Annotated in this window: 17 protein-coding genes; all 17 read right to left on the bottom strand. The window is 63.5% G+C overall.

The window, feature by feature from the left end; all coding sequences use genetic code 11:
- Positions 1–81 precede the first annotated feature (81 nt).
- Positions 82–843: a PIG-L deacetylase family protein gene (locus tag HX805_RS16190; RefSeq protein ID WP_003207524.1), complete on the bottom strand. Its 762-nt coding sequence runs from the start codon at positions 841–843 to the stop codon at positions 82–84.
- Between the two features lie 187 nt (positions 844–1,030).
- Positions 1,031–1,690 carry a glycosyltransferase family 2 protein gene (locus tag HX805_RS16185; RefSeq protein WP_003207526.1) on the bottom strand — a complete coding sequence of 220 codons (660 nt, stop codon included), beginning with the start codon at positions 1,688–1,690 and terminating at the stop codon, positions 1,031–1,033.
- Positions 1,687–2,286: an SAM-dependent methyltransferase gene (locus tag HX805_RS16180; protein WP_177021957.1), complete on the bottom strand. Its 600-nt coding sequence runs from the start codon at positions 2,284–2,286 to the stop codon at positions 1,687–1,689. Before HX805_RS16180 ends, HX805_RS16185 begins: the two co-directional genes overlap by 4 nt.
- Positions 2,283–3,041: a PIG-L deacetylase family protein gene (locus HX805_RS16175; RefSeq protein ID WP_003207531.1), complete on the bottom strand. Its 759-nt coding sequence runs from the start codon at positions 3,039–3,041 to the stop codon at positions 2,283–2,285. The genes HX805_RS16180 and HX805_RS16175 overlap by 4 nt, the downstream gene beginning before the upstream one ends.
- Positions 3,038–4,036: an acyl-CoA dehydrogenase family protein gene (locus HX805_RS16170; protein ID WP_177117085.1), complete on the bottom strand. Its 999-nt coding sequence runs from the start codon at positions 4,034–4,036 to the stop codon at positions 3,038–3,040. Before HX805_RS16170 ends, HX805_RS16175 begins: the two co-directional genes overlap by 4 nt.
- Before the next feature lies 1 nt (position 4,037).
- On the bottom strand, positions 4,038–6,197 hold the full coding sequence (glgX, locus tag HX805_RS16165) for a glycogen debranching protein GlgX (RefSeq protein WP_003207536.1): 2,160 nt from the start codon (positions 6,195–6,197) through the stop codon (positions 4,038–4,040).
- A gap of 123 nt (positions 6,198–6,320) precedes the next feature.
- Positions 6,321–6,587 carry a DUF2934 domain-containing protein gene (locus HX805_RS16160; RefSeq protein ID WP_003207537.1) on the bottom strand — a complete coding sequence of 89 codons (267 nt, stop codon included), beginning with the start codon at positions 6,585–6,587 and terminating at the stop codon, positions 6,321–6,323.
- 23 nt (positions 6,588–6,610) lie between these two features.
- The gene (locus HX805_RS16155) at positions 6,611–9,367 is read right to left on the bottom strand and encodes a malto-oligosyltrehalose synthase (RefSeq protein ID WP_177117084.1); all 2,757 of its coding nucleotides are present in this window, start codon (positions 9,365–9,367) and stop codon (positions 6,611–6,613) included.
- Positions 9,364–11,448, bottom strand: coding sequence for a 4-alpha-glucanotransferase (gene malQ / locus HX805_RS16150; RefSeq protein ID WP_177117083.1), 2,085 nt, complete (start codon positions 11,446–11,448; stop codon positions 9,364–9,366). The genes HX805_RS16155 and malQ overlap by 4 nt, the downstream gene beginning before the upstream one ends.
- Entirely contained in the window at positions 11,445–13,196 is a 1,752-nt protein-coding gene (treZ, locus tag HX805_RS16145) for a malto-oligosyltrehalose trehalohydrolase (RefSeq protein WP_177117082.1), read from the bottom strand. The genes malQ and treZ overlap by 4 nt, the downstream gene beginning before the upstream one ends.
- A gap of 16 nt (positions 13,197–13,212) precedes the next feature.
- A complete protein-coding gene (gene glgA / locus HX805_RS16140) occupies positions 13,213–14,772 on the bottom strand; it encodes a glycogen synthase GlgA (protein WP_177117081.1) in 1,560 nt (519 codons plus the stop codon).
- Between the two features lie 439 nt (positions 14,773–15,211).
- Positions 15,212–16,165, bottom strand: a complete 954-nt coding sequence (locus tag HX805_RS16135; RefSeq protein WP_177117080.1) for a D-2-hydroxyacid dehydrogenase family protein — start codon at positions 16,163–16,165, stop codon at positions 15,212–15,214.
- Between the two features lie 26 nt (positions 16,166–16,191).
- Positions 16,192–17,205, bottom strand: a complete 1,014-nt coding sequence (locus HX805_RS16130) for an alpha/beta fold hydrolase (RefSeq protein ID WP_177117079.1) — start codon at positions 17,203–17,205, stop codon at positions 16,192–16,194.
- A 55-nt stretch (positions 17,206–17,260) separates the two neighbouring features.
- Entirely contained in the window at positions 17,261–17,692 is a 432-nt protein-coding gene (locus HX805_RS16125; protein WP_177117078.1) for a YqaA family protein, read from the bottom strand.
- Positions 17,693–17,695: 3 nt separating this feature from the next.
- The gene (locus tag HX805_RS16120) at positions 17,696–18,142 is read right to left on the bottom strand and encodes a DUF411 domain-containing protein (RefSeq protein ID WP_177117077.1); all 447 of its coding nucleotides are present in this window, start codon (positions 18,140–18,142) and stop codon (positions 17,696–17,698) included.
- Between the two features lie 154 nt (positions 18,143–18,296).
- Positions 18,297–18,752 (bottom strand): SRPBCC family protein, encoded by a 456-nt coding sequence (locus tag HX805_RS16115; RefSeq protein WP_003207553.1) that lies wholly within the window; start codon positions 18,750–18,752, stop codon positions 18,297–18,299.
- Positions 18,753–18,833: 81 nt separating this feature from the next.
- A complete protein-coding gene (locus HX805_RS16110; RefSeq protein WP_177081491.1) occupies positions 18,834–20,828 on the bottom strand; it encodes a methyl-accepting chemotaxis protein in 1,995 nt (664 codons plus the stop codon).
- Between the last annotated feature and the right edge of the window lie 45 nt (positions 20,829–20,873).

Genomic DNA, 20,873 nt, shown 5'->3' with positions numbered 1-20,873 from the left:
GCAAGCCGGTGTTCCAAGCTAGCCACACAGAGAGAGCGTTCGCTACTGTCAGAAGTTACAGGTATAGACGAGTGGGTGCGCCTACAAAAACACAATCTCATAGGGCTCGCGCATGCGCTCCAGCAGCACCTGCGCCAGGATCGGCGCCAGGCCGATTTCCGGGTCGCCTGCCAGTTGGCTGGCATAGGCGTGGGCGGCGTGCAGCTTGCGGGCGACGCTCCAGGTGTCGAGCCGCACCTTGCGCGCGCGCTGCCAGGGGATGGCGGCGGTTTCCCGAAGCGGCCAGTGCCACGCCCAGATCGGCAGTTCGTGCAAGCGCACGCCCTTGACTGCGCAGGCTTTGGCAGCGGCACGGCCGACGGCGTCGTGGTCGTCATTGCCGTCGTTGCGCCAGGTGGTGAACACCACGTCGCCGGGTTGCAGGTAGCGCGCAATGAACTGGCTCATTTGCTGTTCCCGCGCGGCCAGGGCGTTGTCGGCGAAACCGCCGCGGATCCATTTCAGGCTGTGCAGGGGCACGCCCAGGCGGCGCAGGGCTTCGACACTTTCCTGGGGCCGCACCACGCTTAAGCGTTTGGCCGGCCACACGGCAGACCCCGGATGGCTGGCGCTGCCGTCGGTGATGGAGATCAGTTGCAGGGAGTATTCAAGGGTGCTGAGCAATTGCAGCAGACCGCCGCAGGCGATCACTTCATCGCCGGGATGCGGGGCGATGATCACCACGCGGGCGCCCTTGGGCACCAGGGTTGCGGGGTTGATGGCAGGGATTTGCGCGAGTTGCGGGGCGCTGTTCCAGATTTGCGCGGGGCCCCGGCGGTTGTCACTTAACAGTGCAGGCTTCATGGGTGTCACGTCCTTGTTTATCGGTGGTGCAGGCCGTACCCCGTTGACGGGACGGCTCTTGTGGTACGCGAGCGTCAGGTACTGCACGCTCGCGGCGCGACGGCGTTCCAACCCTGGATTGCCGTGCAAGGAATAGTGATGATAGTTATGAATCGCCGCTTTAACACCGCCGGGTGTCGCAATTTTTTCAGGAGGCCTGCATCAGGCTCTTCAGGTAATCACCGAAGCCGCCCTGGGCGCGACAATCCAGGCGGGCACTGGTAATCACCTGGGGCGAGTGGCTCCAGGCAATGGAAGCCCCGCAGCGCTCCAACTGGCGCACCAGCTCCACGTCTTCATGGCAGGGCAGGGGCTCGAAACCGCCGGCCCGCACGTAGGCGCCGGCACTGACGCCCAGGTTGGCGCCGTGGATATGCCGATGCCCGTCCCGGGCGGTGTAGGCCTGGTGATAGCGGATCTGCGCCGCCGGGTCGAAGCCCTCGCTCCACGCGTCCACCGTCACCGTGCCGCACACCGCATCCACGCCCAGGGCCAGTTGCGCCACCAGCCAATCGGGAGCGACGCGGCTGTCGGCGTCGGTGCAGGAAATCCACCGCGCGCCGTTGTTGAGCAGGTGCCGCGCACCCACGCCGCGCACGTGGCCCACGTTTCGCGCCTGCACTTCCAGGCTGTGCACCTGGTATTCGCGGGCGATCATGGCGCTGCGGTCGCTGCAGCTGTCGAGCACTGTCAGAATCTGCACCTCTTCACCCAGCAGGCCCGGATGACTGGCGGCGACCATCGCAGCTTTCAGGCATTCGGGCAGCAGTTTTTCTTCGTTATGCACGGGTATCAGGATGCCGATCATCGCAGTCCCTCCAGGGTCGCAACCGTGGTGCCGTCGCGGCTCCACAAATCCAGTAGAAAATCGCTTTCGTGATGTTGCGCCAGATGTGGCATGCCCAGGCGCTGGTCGAGGCGCACATGCACCTGTTCGGCGGTCTGCGGGCAGCCTTCGATGATCGGGCGCCAGTGGCAGGCGAGGATTTGTCCGTCAGGCGTCAGGGAGGCGAGCGCGCGATCGATCAGCCCATCGAAATCCTTCGGGTCCAGGTAGTAGCAAAGCTCGCTGAGCACGATCAGCTCGAAGGTTTCGCTGGGCCATTGCTGCGGCAGGCGGCTCTGCTGCACGGTGGCATGGCTGAAACCCCGCAGCCGCGCCTGTGCGAGGCTGACCGCCGCTTGTGCCGTGTCACAGCAGAGCAGGCGGTCACAGCGCGGGGCCAGCTCGAAGCTCAGTTCGCCATTGGCGCAGCCGGGTTCAAAGATCGAGGCATAGCGCGGCCGGGTCAGCAGCGCCAGGGTCAGGGCTCGCTTGCGCTGTTCATACCAGCGTTGCCGAAAGGCCCAAGGGTCGTCGTTGCCGGCAAACAGCTCGTCGAAATAGGGCGTGGCGACACTCATACGAACACCACTTCAAAAGGTTGCAGCAGGCGCTCCAGCACATAGGGCGCGAGCACCGGCGGCAGGCCGATCTGCGGGTCGCCTTCCAACTGGCTGGCGAAGGCATGGATGGCGTGCCGTTTACGGGCCACGGCTTCAGGTGTCAGGGGGATTTTACGAGCGCGATCCCAGGGCACCTGGCTGTCTTCCGGGGTTGCCCAATGCCAGGTCCACACGGGCAGCTCGAGCAAGGTTGCGCCCACAGCACGGGTCGCCTTGGCACTGGCACGGCCCACGGCCTCGTGGTCGCAATGACCGTCTTCGCGCCAGGTGGTGAAGACCACGTCGCCGGGCTTGAGGTAACGCTCGATGAAGCGGCTCAGGTCTTCTTCACCTGCGGCGACCTGGCTGTCGCTGAACCCGGCCCGCAACCATTTCAGGCTGTGCAACGGCAATCCCAGCCGGTGCAGGGCCTGCGCCGACTCTTGCGGCCGCACCACGCTCAGGCGTTCCACCGGCCAGCGGCGCGAGCCGGGATGACTGGCGCTGCCGTCGGTGACGGAGATCAGCAGGATAGGGCGATCCAGCGCGGCAAGGCCTTGCAGCAGGCCGCCGCAGCCAAGGACTTCGTCATCCGGATGTGGCGCGATGATCACGGCGCGGCTGCCTTCAGGCACCAGTTCGGCAATGTCTACGCAAGGCAGCTCGGCCAGTCGCGACGAGCTTTGCCACACATGCAAGGGCGTGCCCTGGCCGACGATTGGATTGATCTTCATAGTTCCCATCTCCCTGGGCGCTCATCGGCGACTTGTTGACCAAGGGCGGCCAGGTCGCGCTCGGCATGACTTTGCCGCAGGTACACCGGCAAGTCGGCCATCAACTGGGCAAAATGCGGGTCCTTGCAATACGGCCCGGCGCCCAGTGCTCGGCCGACATGGTGAATCACCTGGTCGACGGTTTCTTCGATACAGGCCCGTGCCTGTTGTGCCAGCAGCCGGGCATCTGCCTTGGGCTGCCGGTCGATATGGGTGGCGCTGTCGCGCAGCACACAGGCCGCGCTGTGCAAGGCACTGTCGACGCTGCCAAGGTGCGCCAGGGCGTGGGGCTCCGGGCGTTTTGCGCACTGCTCGCGCAAGGCCTCCGCCAGGCGTTGTGCCGCGCCGTACCAGCAGGCGGCGATGCCGATGCCGCCTTGCCAGAAGCCCGGGCGCGCCAAATAGTCCCCAGGCTTGCCGATGGCCAGGCCAACGGCGTCGTGGAAAAGCACTTCAACGCTGCCGGTAGCGGCCATGCCCACGGCGGCCCAGCCCTCATCGGTGACGGTTACGCCGGGCTGGTGCATTTGCACTGCAACCAGTTGCTGGCGATCCTCTTCATCCCACGCCGTGAGCAACCCGTGGCTGACCACCGCCGCGCCCGAGCACCAGGCCTTGCGGCCCTCCAGCCGCATACGTTGGCCGTCACGCCGGATCCGCACCTTGGCGGTGGGCGGCTCGGCCGCCCACATGCCCCACGTGCTGCCAACCGGCGGCAAGGGGCTGTCGAGTTCAGCGATGATCGCCAGGGCGTCCGTGTGGCCTTCAAACAACTTGCACAACCGCAGGTCATGGCCGGCGACTTGCGCCAGCCGGCTGAAGCGTTCCAACGTTTGTCCGCTGCCCGGCAAGGGCAACTGGTCCAGGCCTTCCTCCACCAAAGCCCTCAGCGCAGCGCCAAGGGCCTGGGTGTCCGGGTAATCCCGGTAGCCGCGAAGAAACTCATGCAAGGCCATGTCACACCTCGTCCTCATGCTGCAATTCAAACAGCAGCAGCGAACGCCCGGTGACCGCGTATTCGTGATCGAAATCGAAGCGTTCCTGGCCACGCACTGCCGGCTGGTTGGTGTCGAGCATGCAGGTCCAGAAGCCGCCATCCGGCACCGGTGGCAGGCGGAAATTGACCATGTCGTGGTGTGCATTGACCACCAGCAACAACGTGGCATCGGCCCCCGGGCGGCGAATCCCGGTTTCCTGGGCGCGGCCATCCATCAGCATGCCCAGGCAACGGCCATGGCTGTCCTGCCATTGCTCGATGGTCATTTCATCGCCGCTCGGCGCGAGCCAGGTGACGTCCTTGACCCCGATATCTTCGTTGTAGTCGCCCACCAGGAAGCGCCCGCGACGCAGGATCGGGTACGCCAGGCGCAACTTGATCAGGCGCTTGACGAACTTGAGCAGGGCCTTGCCGTCTTCATCCAGTTCCCAATTGATCCAGCCGATCTCGCTGTCCTGGCAGTAGGCGTTGTTGTTGCCGTGCTGGGTCCGGGCGAACTCGTCACCGGCTACCAGCATTGGCGTGCCCTGGGCCAGCAGCAGGGTGGCGAAGAAATTACGCATCTGGCGCAGGCGCAGCGCGTTGATTTCCGGGTCGTCGGTAGGACCTTCGACACCGTGGTTCCACGACAGGTTGTTGTTGCTGCCGTCCTGGTTGTTCTCGTCGTTGGCTTCGTTGTGTTTGTCGTTGTAGGACACCAGGTCGTGCAGGGTGAAACCGTCGTGGGCGGTGATGAAGTTCACCGAGCTGTAAGGCCGGCGGCCGCGCTGGTTGAACATCTCGCCCGAGGCGGTCATGCGTCCGGCGAAGTCGGCCAGTTGGCCGTCATCACCTTTCCAGAACGAGCGCACGGTGTCGCGGAAACGGTCGTTCCATTCCACCCAGCCCGGCGGGAAACCGCCGACCTGATAGCCGCCGGGGCCACAGTCCCAAGGCTCGGCAATCATTTTCACCTGGCGCAGCACCGGGTCCTGGCGGCAGGCCACGAGGAAGCTGTGGCGCTCGTCGAAACCGTCGCGGTAGCGGCCAAGGATGGTCGCCAGGTCGAAGCGGAAGCCGTCGACATGCATCTCGGTCGCCCAGTAGCGCAACGAGTCGGTGACCATTTGCAGCACGCACGGGTGGCTCAGGTCGAGGGTGTTGCCGGTGCCGGAATCGTTGATGTAGAAGCGCTTGTCATCGGGCATCAGGCGGTAGTACGAGGCGTTGTCGATGCCGCGCATGGACAGCGTCGGGCCTTGCTCGTTGCCTTCGGCGGTGTGGTTGTAGACCACGTCCAGGATCACTTCCAGCTTGGCTTCGTGCAGGTGCGCGACCATTTCCTTGAACTCGGCGATCTTGCCGCTGGCCAGGTAGCGCGGGTCCGGGGCGAAGAAGGCGATGCTGTTGTAGCCCCAGTAGTTGGTCATGCCTTTTTGCAGCAGGTGCTGGTCGTTGACGAAGGCGTGCACCGGCAGCAACTCGACCGATGACACACCCAACTGGCGAATGTGCTTGAGCACATCGTCGACCATCAGCCCGGCGCAGGTGCCGCGCACTTCCTCAGGCACCGAAGGGTGGCGCATGGTGATGCCGCGCAGGTGGGTTTCATAAATGATCGTGCGATCCCACGGCGTGCGCACTGGCTGGTCGTTGCCCCAGGTGTGGGCCGGGTCGATGACTTTGCACTTGGGCACGAAGGGCGCGCTGTCGCGTTCGTCGAAACTGAGGTCGGCGTCCGGATGGCCGATGGTGTAGCCAAACAGGGCCTCGGACCATTTGAGCTCGCCCACCAGCTGTTTGGCGTAGGGGTCGATCAGCAATTTGTTGTGGTTGAAGCGATGACCGTTGGCCGGGTCATAGGGACCGTACACGCGGTAGCCGTAGATCAGCCCGGGGTGGGCGTCGGGCAGGTAGCCGTGGAAGGTCTCGTCGGTGTATTCCGGCAGTTCGATGCGCTCCAGCTCGACTTCGCCGCTGTCGTCGAAGATGCACAGTTCGACTTTGGTGGCGTTGGCCGAGAACAGCGCAAAGTTGACCCCCAGACCGTCCCAGGTCGCGCCGAGAGGGAAGGGCAAACCTTCACGAATCCGCGACGGCTCGTTTTCCGGCGTCGAGTTGGGCTTGTTGGGTTTGCTCATTGAGATGCTCCTGCAAAAGGGTTTTTCCGGGCCGAACGGGGCCATTCCGGCGTGATGCCGGGTAGATATCGGTAGTTGGATAGCCTCCTGCGGTGCGGGCGCACCTGCAGGAGGATCTTTGGGTCAGGGTGCCTTGGGCTTCTTCGCAGCAGGCTTCTTCGCCGCCGGCACTGCGCTTGGCTTGGCTGCCGGTTTGGGCGCTGCCGCTGCGGGCTTGGCTTTTGGCTTGGCCTTGGCGGCGGCCTTCGGTGCCTTGGATGGCGTCAGCGCTTCGGCTTCCGCCAGTTTGCGCGCCATTTCCCAGTGTCGTGCGTCCTCGCCATGGGGTTTACCTTCAGATTCCCAGATCTGATGTGCCAGTTCGCGGATGCGTTTGTCTTCAGTACTCATCGCAATGCTCCTCACAGAAAATTTCAGCTTTCTTGATCATCAGGATTGATAAAGACATTGACCGGGAAATCCCCCAGGGCAGCGCTGATCATGAGCTCCTTGTTTGGTGTGACTGCGCCTGTTCGGAAAAGTCCCTTCCAATTTTGGGTTGGAGCGGCGAACGGTAATCGGACCCGGGTATCGCCCCAAATCTGCGCGTTGATCAGGGGATACACACCGTTTTCAAGCAGCCGGTGAGGCCAGCGTGGCACCACCACCAGCAGCTGTTTGCCCTGGTATTCGCGGTAGAAAGCGACCACCCGCTCGGCGTGTTCGCCCACCACTTCCAGAGGCTCGTACGTGCCCTGGCGAAACAGTTGCGGATGCGCCTTGCGCAACCCCAGGACCTGGCTGATCAACGCCTGTTTTATACGCCCGTCATGCCAGTTGAACATCAGCTCGCCGATGTCCGGCGGCGTGTGCAGCCCCTGTCGCCGTGCGGGGTAGTCCACCGGGCGGCGGTTGTCAGGGTCTACCAATGTGAAGTCCCAGAACTCATCACCCTGGTACAGGTCCGGCACGCCCGGCACGGTGAGGCGAAGCAAGGATTGCGCCAGCCCGTTGAGCGCGCCGGCCGGGGCGATGGCCTGGGCGGCCTCGCCGATGGCATCGCGCAGGGTCTTGCCGGCGTCCTCCAGCAGCAGCCGTGACAGGAACGCTTCGACACCTTGCTCATACAACTCGTTGGGTGCGCTCCAGCTGCTGTTGAGCTTGGCTTCACGCAGGGCTTTTTGCTGCCACTGCCACAGGCGCTGGTGATAGCCCGCCAGGCCCTCGGTATCGTCGCGGTGCAGGTCCAGCGGCCAACTGCCCAGCAGCACCTGATAGAGGATCAGTTCGTCACCCGCGGAAGGCGTGTTGGCATCGCTGCGCAGGCGGGCGGCGAGGGGGCGCCATTGCTCCACCTGCTCGGCATACCAGTCGGCGGCCTCGCTGAGCACCGCCAGGCGCGTACGGGTATCTTCGCCGCGCTTGTGGTCGTGGGTGGCGGTGGCCAGCAGATTGTCGGGGAAGGTACGCAGTCGTTGCTGGTTGACCGCGTGGAAGTCTTCCAGCGGGGCGCTGAATTGTTCGGTGCTGAAACCCACGTCATTGCGCGACAACAACACACCCGAGCGGTAGAACGCAGTGTCTTCCACGGCCTTGGCCGCCGCCGGCGAGGTCAGTTGCTGGAAGCGTACGCAGGCGTGCTTGAGCATCTTGCGTTTGCGGCCCAGGGGGCGGTCGCGCCAGGGTTGGCCGCCGAGCCATTTTTCCAGGTAGTCGAGCACCGGCCAGTCGCCTTCGCTCAAGGTGCTGCGGGCACCGGCCAGGGCTTGCAGGAAAAACACGTCATCCAGTTCGCTGCGGCCCCGGGCGCTGATGTAGGTGCGGTACACCGGGAAATGCACGATCAATTCCTGCAACGCGCGGCGAATTGCACCCAGGGTCAGGTCGCGGCTCATCACATCGTCCCGAGCCACTTGCAGCAGGGCCTGGGCCACACTTTCAAAATCCCCGGCCAGGGAACCGTTGAGGATCTGCTGCCGGGCCAGCCAGGCTTCTTCGATAAATGAAGACGGGCGCTCGGTGTGGCGGGTCCATAACTCGGCCAGGGGTTCGAAACCCTTCGGGTCATGTTGCAGCAATGACAGCTGGTTCATGAATTCGTAGCCGGTGGTGCCGTCCACGCGCCAGTCTTCACGCAAGGTTTCGCCTTCGCCGAGGATCTTCTCGACGAAGATCGGCAAGTGCCGCCCACTCGCCAGCGAGTCCACCCGGCGGCGCAGCTTGCGGCAGTAACCGCGCGGGTCGGCGAGGCCGTCGATGTGGTCGATGCGCAGGCCGTCGATCAGGCCTTCGCTGATCAGTTGGAAGATCTTGCCGTGGGTCGCTTCGAACACCGCGCTGCGTTCAACCCGCAGGCCGCCCAGCTCGTTGACGTCGAAGAACCGCCGCCAGTTGATATCGTCCGCTGCCGTGCGCCAGCTGGCCAGGCGATAGCTTTGTTGTTCCAGCAGGTGGTGCAGGCGGGCGAAACCTTCGGGCTGGCGGGCGTCGTAGAGGTCGAGGTTCGCTTCGATGGCCTTCAGGGTTTCGGGGTCGCGGGCGGCCTCGATCAGTTCCTGTTTCAGCGCGGCGGCCTGGGGATAGGCGTCCGGCTGGTAGGCCAGGCTGCTGAAGCGATCGGCCAGTGACTTGACGGGCACCAGCTCGCCGTATTCCCGCGGGCAGATCGGGAAGCGATGTTCGTAATGCTCGACGTAGAAGCTGCCGTGCAGCGGGTCGAAGCGCAGCGGCAGGGCACCCGACTGCAGGGCTTCGCCGTAGTCGCTGCCAAGGAACGGCATCAGCAGTTGGCCCTTGAGCAGCGGGTCTGGCGAGTGCCATTGAATGTCGAAGAATTCGCTGTAGGGACTCAGTCGACCCCATTCCAGCAAGTCCAGCCACCACAGATTATCGGCACCGCCGACGGCCATGTGGTTGGACACGATATCGAGGATCAGCCCCATGTCATGTTCGCGCAACGCCGCAACCAATCGCCGCAGCGCCGGTTCGCCGCCCAGCTCGGGATTGACGGTGGTGGGATCGACCACGTCATAGCCGTGCATCGAACCGGCGCGGGCGCTCAGCAATGGCGAGGCGTAGAGGTGGCTGATGCCCAGCTCGGCGAAGTACGGCACCAGCGGCACGGCGTCGTCGAGGGTGAAGCCCTTATGAAATTGCAGGCGCTGGGTAGCCCGAAGCGTCAATGCTTTCATCGGTCACGCTCTTGGGCCTGGATGCGCGCCACGGCCATCAACTCAAGGCGGCGGGCGGCGTTTTCATCATCGAGCAGGGTGGCGGCATCGCCCGACAGGCGGCGGCGCCAGTTCGGGTGGGTATCGGTGGTGCCGGGCAGGTTGGATTGTTCCTCGACCCCCAGGGCGTCCTCCAGCGGCAGCAATACCAAGGGTGCGCGGGTGTGGCCCAGGTAGCGCACGCTGGCGTCGATGACGTGGTCGGTTTCGTTGCGCACTTCGTCGATGAAGTTCTGCGGGTCCTGGCTCAAGGCCTGGCGCAGTGCCTGGCGTTCCCGCAGGCGGTGTTCGCTCCATTGCTCGACGGTGGGTGCATCGATCAGGCCCAACTGGACATTCCAGTCGATATCGCGGCTGTGCCACCAACCGTTGAGGGTCGGCAGGTCGTGGGTGCTGGTGGTGGCCAGCGCGTTGTCCGGCCAATCGAGGATCGGCTTGAACTGGCCGCCGTGGTCTTGTTCGAACAGCAGCACGCGCATCCCAAGGATTGAGCGCGCGATGAGTTTTTCCCGCAGGCCGTCGGGTACGGTGCCGAGGTCTTCACCGAGGACGATGGCCTGGTGGCGGCTCGACTCCAGGGCCAACAGCCGCAGCAGGTCATCCACCGGGTAATACAGGTAGGCGCCGTCCCGTGGCGAGGCGTCCATCGGGATCACCCACAGGCGTTGCAGGCCCATCACATGGTCGATGCGCAAGCCGCCGGCGTGGGCGAAGTTGGCCCGCAGCATTTCGATAAACGCGCGAAAGCCGTTGCGCTTGAGGCCTTCAGGGGAAAACGCGGAGATACCCCAGCCCTGGCCGGCACGGTTGAGGATGTCAGGTGGCGCACCCACGGTCAGTTCCGCCAACAGTTCATCTTGGCGGCTCCAGGCCTGGCTGCCGCCGCCGTCGGCGCCCACTGCGAGGTCGGCGATCAGGCCGACACCCATGCCGCTGCCGCGCGCCGCTTGTTGCGCGCGTTCCAGGCACCGAGCAATCAGCCATTGGCTGAAGGCGTAGAAGCCGATTTCGTCCCGATTGGCTTCGGCAAACTGCACCAGGGCCGGGCTTTGCGGGCTGTGCCAGTCCTCTGGCCAGTGGCGCCAGTCGAGGCTCTCGCCGTTGGCCGCGCGTTCGGCTTGTACGGCTTCGAAGCGGCAGTGGTTTTCCAGGGCTTCACCGCCAGCCTGGCGGAAGCTCAGGAAGTCGGCATGTTGCGGGTGGTCGCCCTGGCGGAAGTCGTCATACAGGGTGCGCAACAGGCGCTGCTTGGCTTTGGCCGCGGCCGGCCAGTCGATCAGGCTTTGTTGCTCAAGGTCATTCAATTCGTCGGCCAGCCCGCTGGCCTCGATGGCAGTTTGCACCGCACGTTCGCCGAGGATGCAGCCGGGGGACGCGTACAGACTGTTGAGGAACAGGCGGCTGGACGGGGAATAGGGGCTGAAGCGCTCGGTGTCGGCGCTGAACATCGCGTGCATCGGGCTGATGGCCAGGGCGTCGGCGCCGCGTTCGGCGGCGGCGCGGGCCAGTTGTTCCAGGGCCTGGGTATCGCCAAAGCCGCCGTCGCCGCTGCGGCGCAGGGAATACAGCTGGGCGCTCAGGCCCCAGGCGCGGGCGGTCTGGGTGTCGACCGCTTCTGCAACGGTGTAGCAATGCGTCGGTGCCACGGCCAGGGTGAAATGCTGGTCGGCAATATGCACTTGTTGGTAGCCGACCGGAATCGAGCCGGGCAACACCGCGTTCTCGTCAAGGCTCAGGTCCAGCACGCTGGAATCTTCGAGGTGAATCTGGCACGGCGTACCGGGGGCGAAGTAGCGCGCCAGGTCCAGGCCGGCGCCGCTGTCGACGGTCATCAGGGGCGGCAGGTGCTTGTCTTGTTGCACGCGTTCGAGGTCCAGCAGGCTGGCTTCGATCTCGGCGTCGCTGTCGGCCGGGTGGCCCAGGCCTTTGAGCACGGCGCGCAGGGCGTCGGGCTTTACATGTTGCGGGCGGCCATTCGCGTCGATCCAATCGACGGCCAGGCCCGCTCGGCTGGCGAGTATTTCCAATTGCGCGTCGCTCAAGGGTGCTCTCCAACAGGGGAATGGGTGAGGCTGACGCGGGCGCTGAGGGGAGCCAATTGTTCGGCCCCGCTGGCCTGCGTCACAAATAGGAGGTGCTCGGCAGCCGGGTAGTTCAGAGAATCGGCGCTCAGGTTGAGGTCGATCTGCAACAGGCTGCCATTGCCCAGGCGCCAGCGCGCCGTGACCGCGCCCTCTGCCAGCACGTGCGCACCCAGGGCCATGCTGCCGGGCAGGTGCGGCACGATATGTTGGTGGCGCAGGCTCAGCAGGTGCCGGTAGAGCTGCGAGTCGCCGCAGTCGGCGAGGGCGGGTGCCGAGCGGCGGAAGGTCTGCAGGGAGTTGGGGTCGGGAATGCGTTCGCGGCGTTCGGGGTCGCTGAACGCGGCAAAGTCGGCAAACTCGTTGCGCCGGCCTTCACGTACCGCCTCGGCCAGTTCGCCGTGATGGTCGGTGAAGAACAGGAACGGCTCCTCGGCGTTGACTTCATCGCCCATGAACATCAGCGGGATCATCGGCGACATCAGCAGCAAGGTCGTCGCGGCGCTCAGGGCCTGGGGCGAACACAGTTGATGCAGGCGTTCGCCCAGGGCGCGGTTGCCGATCTGGTCGTGGTTCTGCAGGAACAGCACAAAGGCGCTGGGCGGCAGGTGCCCGCTGGGCTCGCCGCGCGTGTGGCCGTGGCGCGTGGTGTGGCCCTGGTAGATAAATCCTTCGCTCAGGCAGCGCGCCAGTTTTCCCGTGGGGTCCTGGGCGAAATCGCTGTAGTAGGCGTCGGTTTCGCCGGTGAGCAGCACGTGCAGGGCGTTGTGGCCGTCATCGTTCCACTGGGCGTCGAAACCGCTTTCCAGCAGGCTGGCCTGGTTGAATTCGTTTTCCAGCACCAGCCACACATGCCGCCCCGTGTCGACTTGCTGGCGTACTTTTTGCGCCAGCTCCTGCAGAAATTCGGGATCGTTGATGGCGTGCACGGCGTCCAGGCGCAGGCCGTCGAAGCGGTATTCCAGCAGCCACATCAGGGCGTTGTCGATGAAGAAATCCCGGACCTCCCGGCGATCAAAGTCGATGCCCGCGCCCCAGGGCGTGTGCACGTCTTCGCGAAAGAAACCCTTGGCGTAGGTGCCGAGGTAGTTGCCGTCGGGGCCGAAGTGGTTGTAGACCACATCGAGGATTACCGCGAGGCCATAGTGGTGCGCACTGTCGATCAGCTGTTTGAGCTGCTCGGGCGAACCGTAGGAGGATTGGGGAGCGTAGGGCAGGACACCGTCGTAACCCCAGTTACGTTCGCCGGGGAATTGCGCGATGGGCATCAGCTCAATGGCGGTGACCCCCAGTTCGGCGAGGCGCGGCAGTTGTTTCTCGACCTCGGCGTAGCCCCCCAGTACGCCCATGTGTATCTCGTAGATCACCGCTTCGTGCCACGGCCGGCCTTGCCAGTGGCTTTGGCGCCACTGATAGGCCAGGGGGTCGACCACCACGCTGAAGCCGTGAACGTCCGTGGCCTGTGCCCGGGAAGCCGGGTCGGGAACGTCCTGTTCGCCGTCGATGTTGTAGCGGTAGCGGGTGCCCGGCGGGCATTGCAGCTGCACCACAAACCAGCCATCGGCCTGGGGCAGCATCGCTACCGATTTTCCTTCCTCAAATTCAACGCTGACATAAAACGCGTCTGGCGCCCATAACGCGAAGCGGGTGTGTTCCGCATCCAGCATGATCGCGCCGTGGGGCCAGGTTTCCAGAGTCCGTGACGGCATCTATGAAGACCTCTTTTTACTGTTTCCCCGATCTTCCCAGCGCTTTCGCTACCAGTTTCTCATAAAGTTCGGCATAGGGTTCCACTGCCTGGCACCAGTTGAACGGTGCGGCCATAGCCCGGCAACGCATGGCGTTGAGCAAGCCTGGGAAGGCGAAGACCTTGAACGCGCGGCTCAGGGCCGCTTCGTAGCTTTCGACAGTGGATTCGTTGAACAGGAAGCCGGTGACGCCATCCTCAATGGTGTCGGCCAGGCCGCCGGTGTTGCGTGCAACCGGCAACGAGCCGAAGCGCTGGGCGTACATCTGGCTCAGGCCGCAGGGTTCGTAACGGGATGGCATCAACAGGAAGTCGCTGCCGGCGAACATGCGGCGCGCGTCGGTCTCGTTAAAGCCGATGCGCACGCCGATCTGGCCGGGAAAGCGCAGGGCCAGGGCACGCATGGCTTGTTCTTCTTCCGGCTCACCACGACCGATGATCGCGATCTGGCCGCCATTTTCGACGATGAAACTGGCGACCGCCTCGGTCAGGTCCAGGCCTTTCTGGTAGACCAGGCGCGATACCACGGCGAACAGCGGGCCGGTGGAGTCGTGCAAGCCAAACAGGTTGCGCACATGGGCGGCGTTCTGTGCCTTGCCTTCCCAGTCACCAATGTTGAAAGGGTGGGTCAGGTGCGGGTCGGTGGACGACTCCCAGCTTTCATCAATGCCGTTGGGAATGCCGCTGAGCAAGCCTTGCTGGGTCTTGCTGGCGAGGAAGCCATCCAGACCGCAGCCAAATTCGGGGGTGGTGATTTCCTGGGCGTAGGTGGCGCTGACCGTGGTGATATGGCTGGAATACGCCATGCCGGCCTTGAGGAATGACAGCTTGCCGTAGAACTCCATGCCTTCTTGCTGCAAGGCGTGTTCGGGAATCCCCAGTTCCGGGCACGAGGCGAGGCTGACCACGCCCTGGTAGGCGAGGTTATGAATGGTGAACAGCGTTGGAGTGCGTGACCCACGCCAGTGCATATAGGCTGGCGCCAGGCCTGCTGGCCAGTCATGGGCGTGCACCAGGTCCGGGCACCAGTGGATCTGCGCCAGGTTGGCGGCAATATCGGCGGCGGCCAGGCCCAGGCGGGCGAAGCGGATATGGTTGTCGGGCCAGTCGCGGCCGTTGTTGGCGCCGTAGGGCGTACCTTCGCGCTCGTAAAGCTCGGGGCAGATCAGCACGTAGATAACCAGGCCGTCCTTGAGGTCCATGCGCCCGATCTTGCACGGTGGCAGCGCGGCGTGGCCCCCCAGCTCACCGATGATATGAATCGGGTTGTCGCTGTCCAGCACCTGCGGGTAGCCGGGGATCAGCACGCGCACATCGTGCAGGTGCGCCATGGCGCGGGGCAGTGCGGCGGAAACGTCGCCCAGGCCGCCGGTTTTCACCAGGTCGGCCAGTTCGGAAGTGACAAACAGCACTTTTTTGCGATTGGGATTCACACGTGGGACCGGCCGCACCGTGTTGGGAAGGTCGGCCAATGAGGTCGGCCCGCCAACCGGCTGACTAAAACGCTCTCCCTGAGTATCTACAGCGGCACTGATCATAGTTCTCTCCCGAGTTTTGGTCGGCTGATGGCATATGGCAATCAGCGAAGGTTGACCGCGTCCTGCGGCCAGGCGCACAAGCGCTACACAGACTGGCAAGCCTTATGCCAGTTGTGCTGGAGTCTTAAATAGAGTGGATGGACGGGCGTTCGGTGGGAACCGTCAGCACTCGCCTTACCTTAAACCTGACCTGTGGCAGAGTTGGAAAGTTTCGATTTTTTGCGGGGTTTTTGTTTTGGATCGGACCCATCGGTCATGAGTCTAGGACAGATCCCAGAGCCCGTGGGGTCTGTGGGGTATTTTTGTAGGACAAATTTTTTTCATGAGCCCGGTAGCAGCTGTCGAGCGCGCTCCGGTTCAGGATCGGCAGTGCGCCCGACGCAGCCTCGCTGAGGCTCGACAGCTGCTACGGGGGGGAGTGGGAGGTGAAATGTGTGCACTAGCTTAGTGCGCGAACGGGCACTCCTTTGGCCCACGCTTGGATGTCTTCGATCATCTGCTGGTAGAACTGGCGGTAGTTCTGCTCGCTGACGTACCCCACATGAGGGGTGGCCAATACGTTGGGCAACTGGCGGAATGGATGCCCGGCTGGCAGCGGCTCCTGGGCGTACACGTCCAGTGCTGCGCCCGCCAGCCGGCCATTGGCCAGGGCGTCAATCAAGGCGGCCTCATCGACAATCGGCCCGCGTGCCGTGTTCACCAGATGCGCTGTAGGTTTCATCCAGCCCAACGCCTCAGCGTCCACCAGCCCGCGGCTGCGGTCGCTGAGCACCAGGTGAATCGACAACACGTCCGCCTGTTCAAACAACTCGCGCTTGCTGACCCAGGTCACGCCGCTTTCGGCAGCGCGCTCTGGGGTAAGGTTTTCGCTCCAGGCAATCACGCGCATGCCGAACGCCTGGCCAAATTTGGCGACCTTCTGGCCAATGCTGCCCAGCCCGAGAATCCCCAGGGTCTTGCCGTACAAATCGCCGCCCAGGCCCACTTGCCAACCCCCGGCGCGCAGGGAATTGGCTTCGGCCAGCAGGTTGCGGGTGGAGGCCATGATCAGCGCCCAAGTCAGTTCCGGGGCGGCGTGCTTGTAACTGTCAGTGCCGCCTACCTGGATACCCAGGGCCTTGGCCGCAGGAATGTCGATGGCGGCGTTGCGCATGCCGCCGGTCACCAGCAACTTGAGCCTGGGCAAGCCTTGCAACAGAACCCGGTCGAAGGTGGTGCGTTCGCGCATCACGCAGATCACCTCGAACCCCTGCAAACGCTCGATCAACGTGGCGGTGTCCGCCGGGTAATCGTGGAGGAAGTGCACCTGGCCGACCGACGCCAGGACTGACCAGTCCACCACGCCACTGGCCACATTCTGCCAATCATCAATCACTGCGATCTGTACCGACATTCACGCATGCCTCGAAAAAGGTTGGATTAAAGGGCGTTCAGCCCTTGCAACAGTGCCTTGTGAAACTGTGCCGGCTCTTCCATTTGCGGTGCATGGCCCAGACCCGGGAATTCCACCAGGGTGGCGTGGGGAATCAGCTTGGCCACTTTCTTGCCCAGCACCGCGTAGTTGCCGAGCTTCGCCTTGACCGCCGGTGGCGCCAGGTCTTTGCCAATGGCGGTGTTGTCGGAAGTGCCGATCAGCAGCAGGGTGGGCATCTGCAGGTCCTTGAACTCGTAGTACACCGGCTGGGTGAAGATCATGTCGTAAATCAGCGCCGAGTTCCACGCCACCTGGGTGTGGCCGGGGCCTTTGTTCATGCCGGCGAGCATATCGACCCAGCGGTCGTATTCAGGCTTCCAGCGGCCGACGTAGTAGGTGTCGAGCTCGTATTTGCGGATGCCTTCGGCGGTCAGTTTCAACTCGCGCTCGTACCATTGGTCAACGCTGCGGTAGGGCACGCCGATGGCCTTCCAGTCTTCCAGGCCAATCGGGTTTACGAGGGCAAGTTGTTCGGTTTGCTGCGGATAGAGCAGGGCGTAGCGTGTGGCAAGCATGCCGCCAGTGGAATGGCCGAGCAGGGTAGCCTTCTGAATACCAAGTTTTTCCAGGAGTTGATGGGTGTTGATCGCCAGTTGCTGGAAGCTGTACTGGTAATTGTCCGGCTTGCTGGAGGTGCAGAAACCGATCTGGTCGGGAGCGATCACCCGGTAGCCGGCGTCGCTCAGGGCCTTGATCGATTCATCCCAGGTGGCGCCGCAGAAGTTCTTGCCGTGCATCAGCACGATGCTGCGCCCGTTGGCCTTGCCCTTGGCCGGCACGTCCATGTAGCCCATCTGCAGGGATTTGCCCTGGGACTGGAAGGTGAAGTGCTCTACCGGGTACGGGTATTGGAAGCCTTGCAGCTCGGGGCCGTAGGTCGGACCTTCTTCGGCGGCGAAGGCGGGCAGGGCGCTGCCGAGCAACAGGCTGGCGACGCACAGAGAGCGGATCTTGGACATGGTTAGAGCTCCGGGAACAGTGCCCGGATGCTGTGGCGAGGGGATTAACGGGAGATTAAATCCAGTGCAGGGTGAGCATGGCCAGTACCCCGTAGCGCGCCCCTTTGGCCAGGGTCACCAGCACCAGGAACCGCCAGAACGGTTCGCGCATGACCCCGGCCACCAGGGTCAGCGGGTCGCCAATGATCGGCACCCAACTGAGCAGCAACGACCAATGGCCCCAGCGCTGGTAGTGGGTACGGGCCTTTTCCAGGTGCCTGGGGCTGACCGGAAACCAGCGTCGATCCTTGAAGCGCTCGACCGAGCGGCCCAGCAGCCAGTTGACCACCGAGCCCAATACGTTGCCGGCCGTTGCAACCCCGAGCAGCAACCACAGGCTGTAGTGCCCGCTGATCAACAGCCCCACCAGCACCGCCTCCGATTGCATCGGCAACAGCGTGGCGGCGCCGAAGGCGGCGAAAAACAGTCCCAGGTAACCGGCAAGCATCAATCAGCGTGCCGGATAGTCAGCCACTACCACGTCTTCGCCATCGCGAGTCAGGCCGATGACCTGATAGGCATCGCTGCTGCCGTCCATCTCCATGCCAGGCGAGCCCATGGGCATGCCTGGCGCCGCAATGCCCAGCAAGTCGTCGCGCTTGCGCAGGGCCAAGACCTGGTCGGCTGGCACATGGCCTTCGACGAACTTGCCGTCGATCACGCCGGTATGGCAAGACGCCAGGCGCGGCGCCACGCCCAGGCGTTGCTTGACCTCGCTCATGTTGCTTTCCACATGGTCGTTGACCTTGAACCCGTTGCTCTCCAGGTGGGCAATCCACTTTTTGCAGCAACCGCAGTTGGCATCACGGTGCACGTCAATCGGGATCAGCTCGGCAGCCTGGGCCAGGGTGCTGATGAGCAGCGCCGCCAGCACGGCCAGTCGTAGGGTAGTTTTCATCATCATCTCGTCAGATAAAGGGCAACAGCCGGGCATTCTCCGCGCTTTTTAAAAAAGGGTTTCCCGGGAGTGTTACGAGGTTTTACGAAAAACCGACAGCACCAGAATAACCGCCTGGTGCTGTCGGAAAACTGAGAGGGAAATGACGGTTTTGTCAGGCTGGCGGGGATTCCAGGCGCTGCTTGAGCTGATCAAGGGCCTGGTTGGACAGTGCGATCATGCGCTCATGCAGGGTGGTCAGTTGCAGTTCGGTTTCATAGGTGAGGATGCGCTTGAACAGCGTGCCGTTGCCCTGTACTTGCAGCAGATAATGAATACAGCCATCGACCGCCAATGAGGTGAACGCGGTCTTGAACTCCCGCGGTCGCTGCGCAATCTGCACGCGATAGCTCATGGGAACCCGCACACCCAGCAGGTCGATGGTTTCAGTGAAACGATGACCGGCAGGCAATGAGCCGGCGATACCGGTGTCGGCGCCCAGGGATGTCGGATGCCATTCATGCCAGCGATCCGGTTGGGTAACGTAGTCGTAAACATCGTCGATAGAGGCTTGTATATAGCGTTCCTGACTGATCCGCTCCAGACGGATCGGGTGCTCAACTGCGTGCATGACACACCTCCTGTGTGGCGGAGCGAACTGTCAGAATAGTCCGGCTCCCGCGCATTGCACGGGAGCTTTCAGGCTATTTTTTCAACGCACCTTGAAGCGACCCATCAATGCAATAACCCGGCCATTGGCATCCAGCAGGCTCTGGGTGTTGTGCTCCGTGGCGTGGCCGCTTTGCACCAGCTCTTCGACCATGTGGCGGATGTGCACCATGCTGCGGTTGATTTCCTCGGTCACTGCGCTTTGCTGTTCGGCGGCGGTGGCGATCTGGGTGCTGAGGTTGTTGATATGGCTGACGGAGCCGGCCATCTCGTCCAATCCTGTGTTCACCCGGGCCGTGGCGTCAGCCGCAGACTGGCAGCTGGCCTGGGTGGCTTCCATGGCCGTCACCGAGGAACTCACGCCCGTGGTCAGGCGCGCCAGCATCTCATTGATCTGCGAGGTGCTGGCCTGGGTGCGGGCGGCGAGGGCGCGGACTTCGTCGGCCACCACCGCAAAACCCCGGCCTTGTTCGCCGGCCCGGGCGGCTTCGATGGCCGCGTTGAGTGCCAGCAGGTTGGTCTGGCCGGCGATGGCGCCGATCACGCCGAGGGTTTCGGTGATGCGGGCGGCATCCTGGCGCATGTTTTCCACGGTGTGGGTGGCGCTGGAGACCTCGCCGATCAACGCGCTGACGCTGCGGGAAGCTTCCCCGACCACCACCCGCGAACGGTCGGCGTGCTCATTGGCGCGCTGGGTGAACGCAGCCGTTTCGGCGGCGTTCTCGGCCACGGTGTCGGCGGTGGAACTCATCTCGGTGATGGCCGTGACGGTCTGGTCGGTTTCCGAGGCATGGCGCACCAGGATCTGGTTGGTCTGGGCCGACGTCTGCTGCAATTGCGCCAGGCTCGACGACATGGCGCCGGTGGCCAGGGTCACTTCTCCGATCATGTTTTGCAGGTAGACGATAAAGCGGTTCACCGAATGGCCAATCGCCCCCAGTTCATCCTCGGCGCGGATGGTGATGCGCCGGGTCAGGTCGGCATCGCCGTTGGACAGTGCGTCGATATTGGTCTTCAGCGCGGTCATCCGGTGCACCAGCTGGCGGATGGCGTACACCGCCAACAGCACCAACAGCAGGATCATCGGGATTTGCAGCATCGCCAATGTGCCCAGTACGTCATCACGTTGGGCGGTGATCAGCGAAGTCGGCAGCGCAGTAGCGAGGAACCACGGCGTGCCCTCGATCGGGCGCATGAAGAACGTGCTGGCCACGCCCTGGTTGTCGAACTCGCTGCGTTGCAGGGTTTGATCACGATGGGCCAGGCCGGCGCTGACTTGGGCGGCAAAGGCCGAGGTGCCGGTCAATTCGCTGATGTTCTTCAACACCACGGGGCCGCTGATGCGCGTGCTGTTGCTGATGATCTTGCCGTCGCCTTCGACGATCAGCATTTGCCCGCCGAGGTCTTTTTCCTTGCTGGCCACCAGGTCGTTGAAGAAGCCCAGGGTCACGTCGATGGTGGCGACGCCATAGGCTGCGCCGTCACGCTGGATCGCCATCGCGCAGTTGGTGCGTGGCTCCTGGCTGGCGTCATCCTTGTAGGCCGCCGCCCAGGCGCACTGGCCGCGGGGCGAAGCGAGGCCGCCCTTGTACCAGCTCTGGTCGTAGTAGTTGGGGGCCGCGTCGCTGTTCCAGAAGGTATTCACCGCCAGCTTGCCCGAGGCATCGCGGTGCCAGAAGGTGCTGTGCTTGTTGCGTCCCGGGGTGCGTTGGTTGGGCAGGGGCCAGATGCCGCCGCCGAACACTTTCAATTCGCCGTACTGGTCCACCAGGCCTGGCAGCACCTTGTCGATGGCGTCGCTGTCCAGCAGCGTGATGGTTTGGGTGATGCTGCGTTGCTGGGCCTGAACCTTGTTCAGTTCGCCCTGGATCTGCTCGGCCACTTCGGCAATGCGATTGAGGGCCACCTGTTCTTCGGTGTGGCGCAGCTTGGGGGCCACCAACTGTCCGATGCCCACCACCGTCAAGACGAATAACAACAGGACGAACAGCACCAGGAACAGGGTGTAGCGGGCTTGGATAGAGCGCAATGAGGGCATGGGGTCGTCCTTACGAAGCGTTTATTGTGCGACGCGGCTTTGTTA

The organism is Pseudomonas sp. G5001 (assembly GCF_013385475.1).
Classification (GTDB): Bacteria; Pseudomonadota; Gammaproteobacteria; order Pseudomonadales; family Pseudomonadaceae; genus Aquipseudomonas.
Note: the sequence above shows the minus strand (reverse complement) of the source record. Positions and strands in the feature narration are given on the sequence as shown.

What these genes read in the sequence shown, in the direction of transcription:
- HX805_RS16190 (WP_003207524.1), bottom strand. Translation starts at nt 843, where the DNA reads ATGAAGCCTGCACTGTTAAGTGACAACCGCCGGGGCCCCGCGCAAATC.
- HX805_RS16185 (WP_003207526.1), bottom strand. Translation starts at nt 1,690, where the DNA reads ATGATCGGCATCCTGATACCCGTGCATAACGAAGAAAAACTGCTGCCC.
- HX805_RS16180 (WP_177021957.1), bottom strand. Translation starts at nt 2,286, where the DNA reads ATGAGTGTCGCCACGCCCTATTTCGACGAGCTGTTTGCCGGCAACGAC.
- HX805_RS16175 (WP_003207531.1), bottom strand. Translation starts at nt 3,041, where the DNA reads ATGAAGATCAATCCAATCGTCGGCCAGGGCACGCCCTTGCATGTGTGG.
- HX805_RS16170 (WP_177117085.1), bottom strand. Translation starts at nt 4,036, where the DNA reads ATGGCCTTGCATGAGTTTCTTCGCGGCTACCGGGATTACCCGGACACC.
- glgX (WP_003207536.1), bottom strand. Translation starts at nt 6,197, where the DNA reads ATGAGCAAACCCAACAAGCCCAACTCGACGCCGGAAAACGAGCCGTCG.
- HX805_RS16160 (WP_003207537.1), bottom strand. Translation starts at nt 6,587, where the DNA reads ATGAGTACTGAAGACAAACGCATCCGCGAACTGGCACATCAGATCTGG.
- HX805_RS16155 (WP_177117084.1), bottom strand. Translation starts at nt 9,367, where the DNA reads ATGAAAGCATTGACGCTTCGGGCTACCCAGCGCCTGCAATTTCATAAG.
- treZ (WP_177117082.1), bottom strand. Translation starts at nt 13,196, where the DNA reads ATGCCGTCACGGACTCTGGAAACCTGGCCCCACGGCGCGATCATGCTG.
- glgA (WP_177117081.1), bottom strand. Translation starts at nt 14,772, where the DNA reads ATGATCAGTGCCGCTGTAGATACTCAGGGAGAGCGTTTTAGTCAGCCG.
- HX805_RS16135 (WP_177117080.1), bottom strand. Translation starts at nt 16,165, where the DNA reads ATGTCGGTACAGATCGCAGTGATTGATGATTGGCAGAATGTGGCCAGT.
- HX805_RS16130 (WP_177117079.1), bottom strand. Translation starts at nt 17,205, where the DNA reads ATGTCCAAGATCCGCTCTCTGTGCGTCGCCAGCCTGTTGCTCGGCAGC.
- HX805_RS16125 (WP_177117078.1), bottom strand. Translation starts at nt 17,692, where the DNA reads ATGCTTGCCGGTTACCTGGGACTGTTTTTCGCCGCCTTCGGCGCCGCC.
- HX805_RS16120 (WP_177117077.1), bottom strand. Translation starts at nt 18,142, where the DNA reads ATGAAAACTACCCTACGACTGGCCGTGCTGGCGGCGCTGCTCATCAGC.
- HX805_RS16115 (WP_003207553.1), bottom strand. Translation starts at nt 18,752, where the DNA reads ATGCACGCAGTTGAGCACCCGATCCGTCTGGAGCGGATCAGTCAGGAA.
- HX805_RS16110 (WP_177081491.1), bottom strand. Translation starts at nt 20,828, where the DNA reads ATGCCCTCATTGCGCTCTATCCAAGCCCGCTACACCCTGTTCCTGGTG.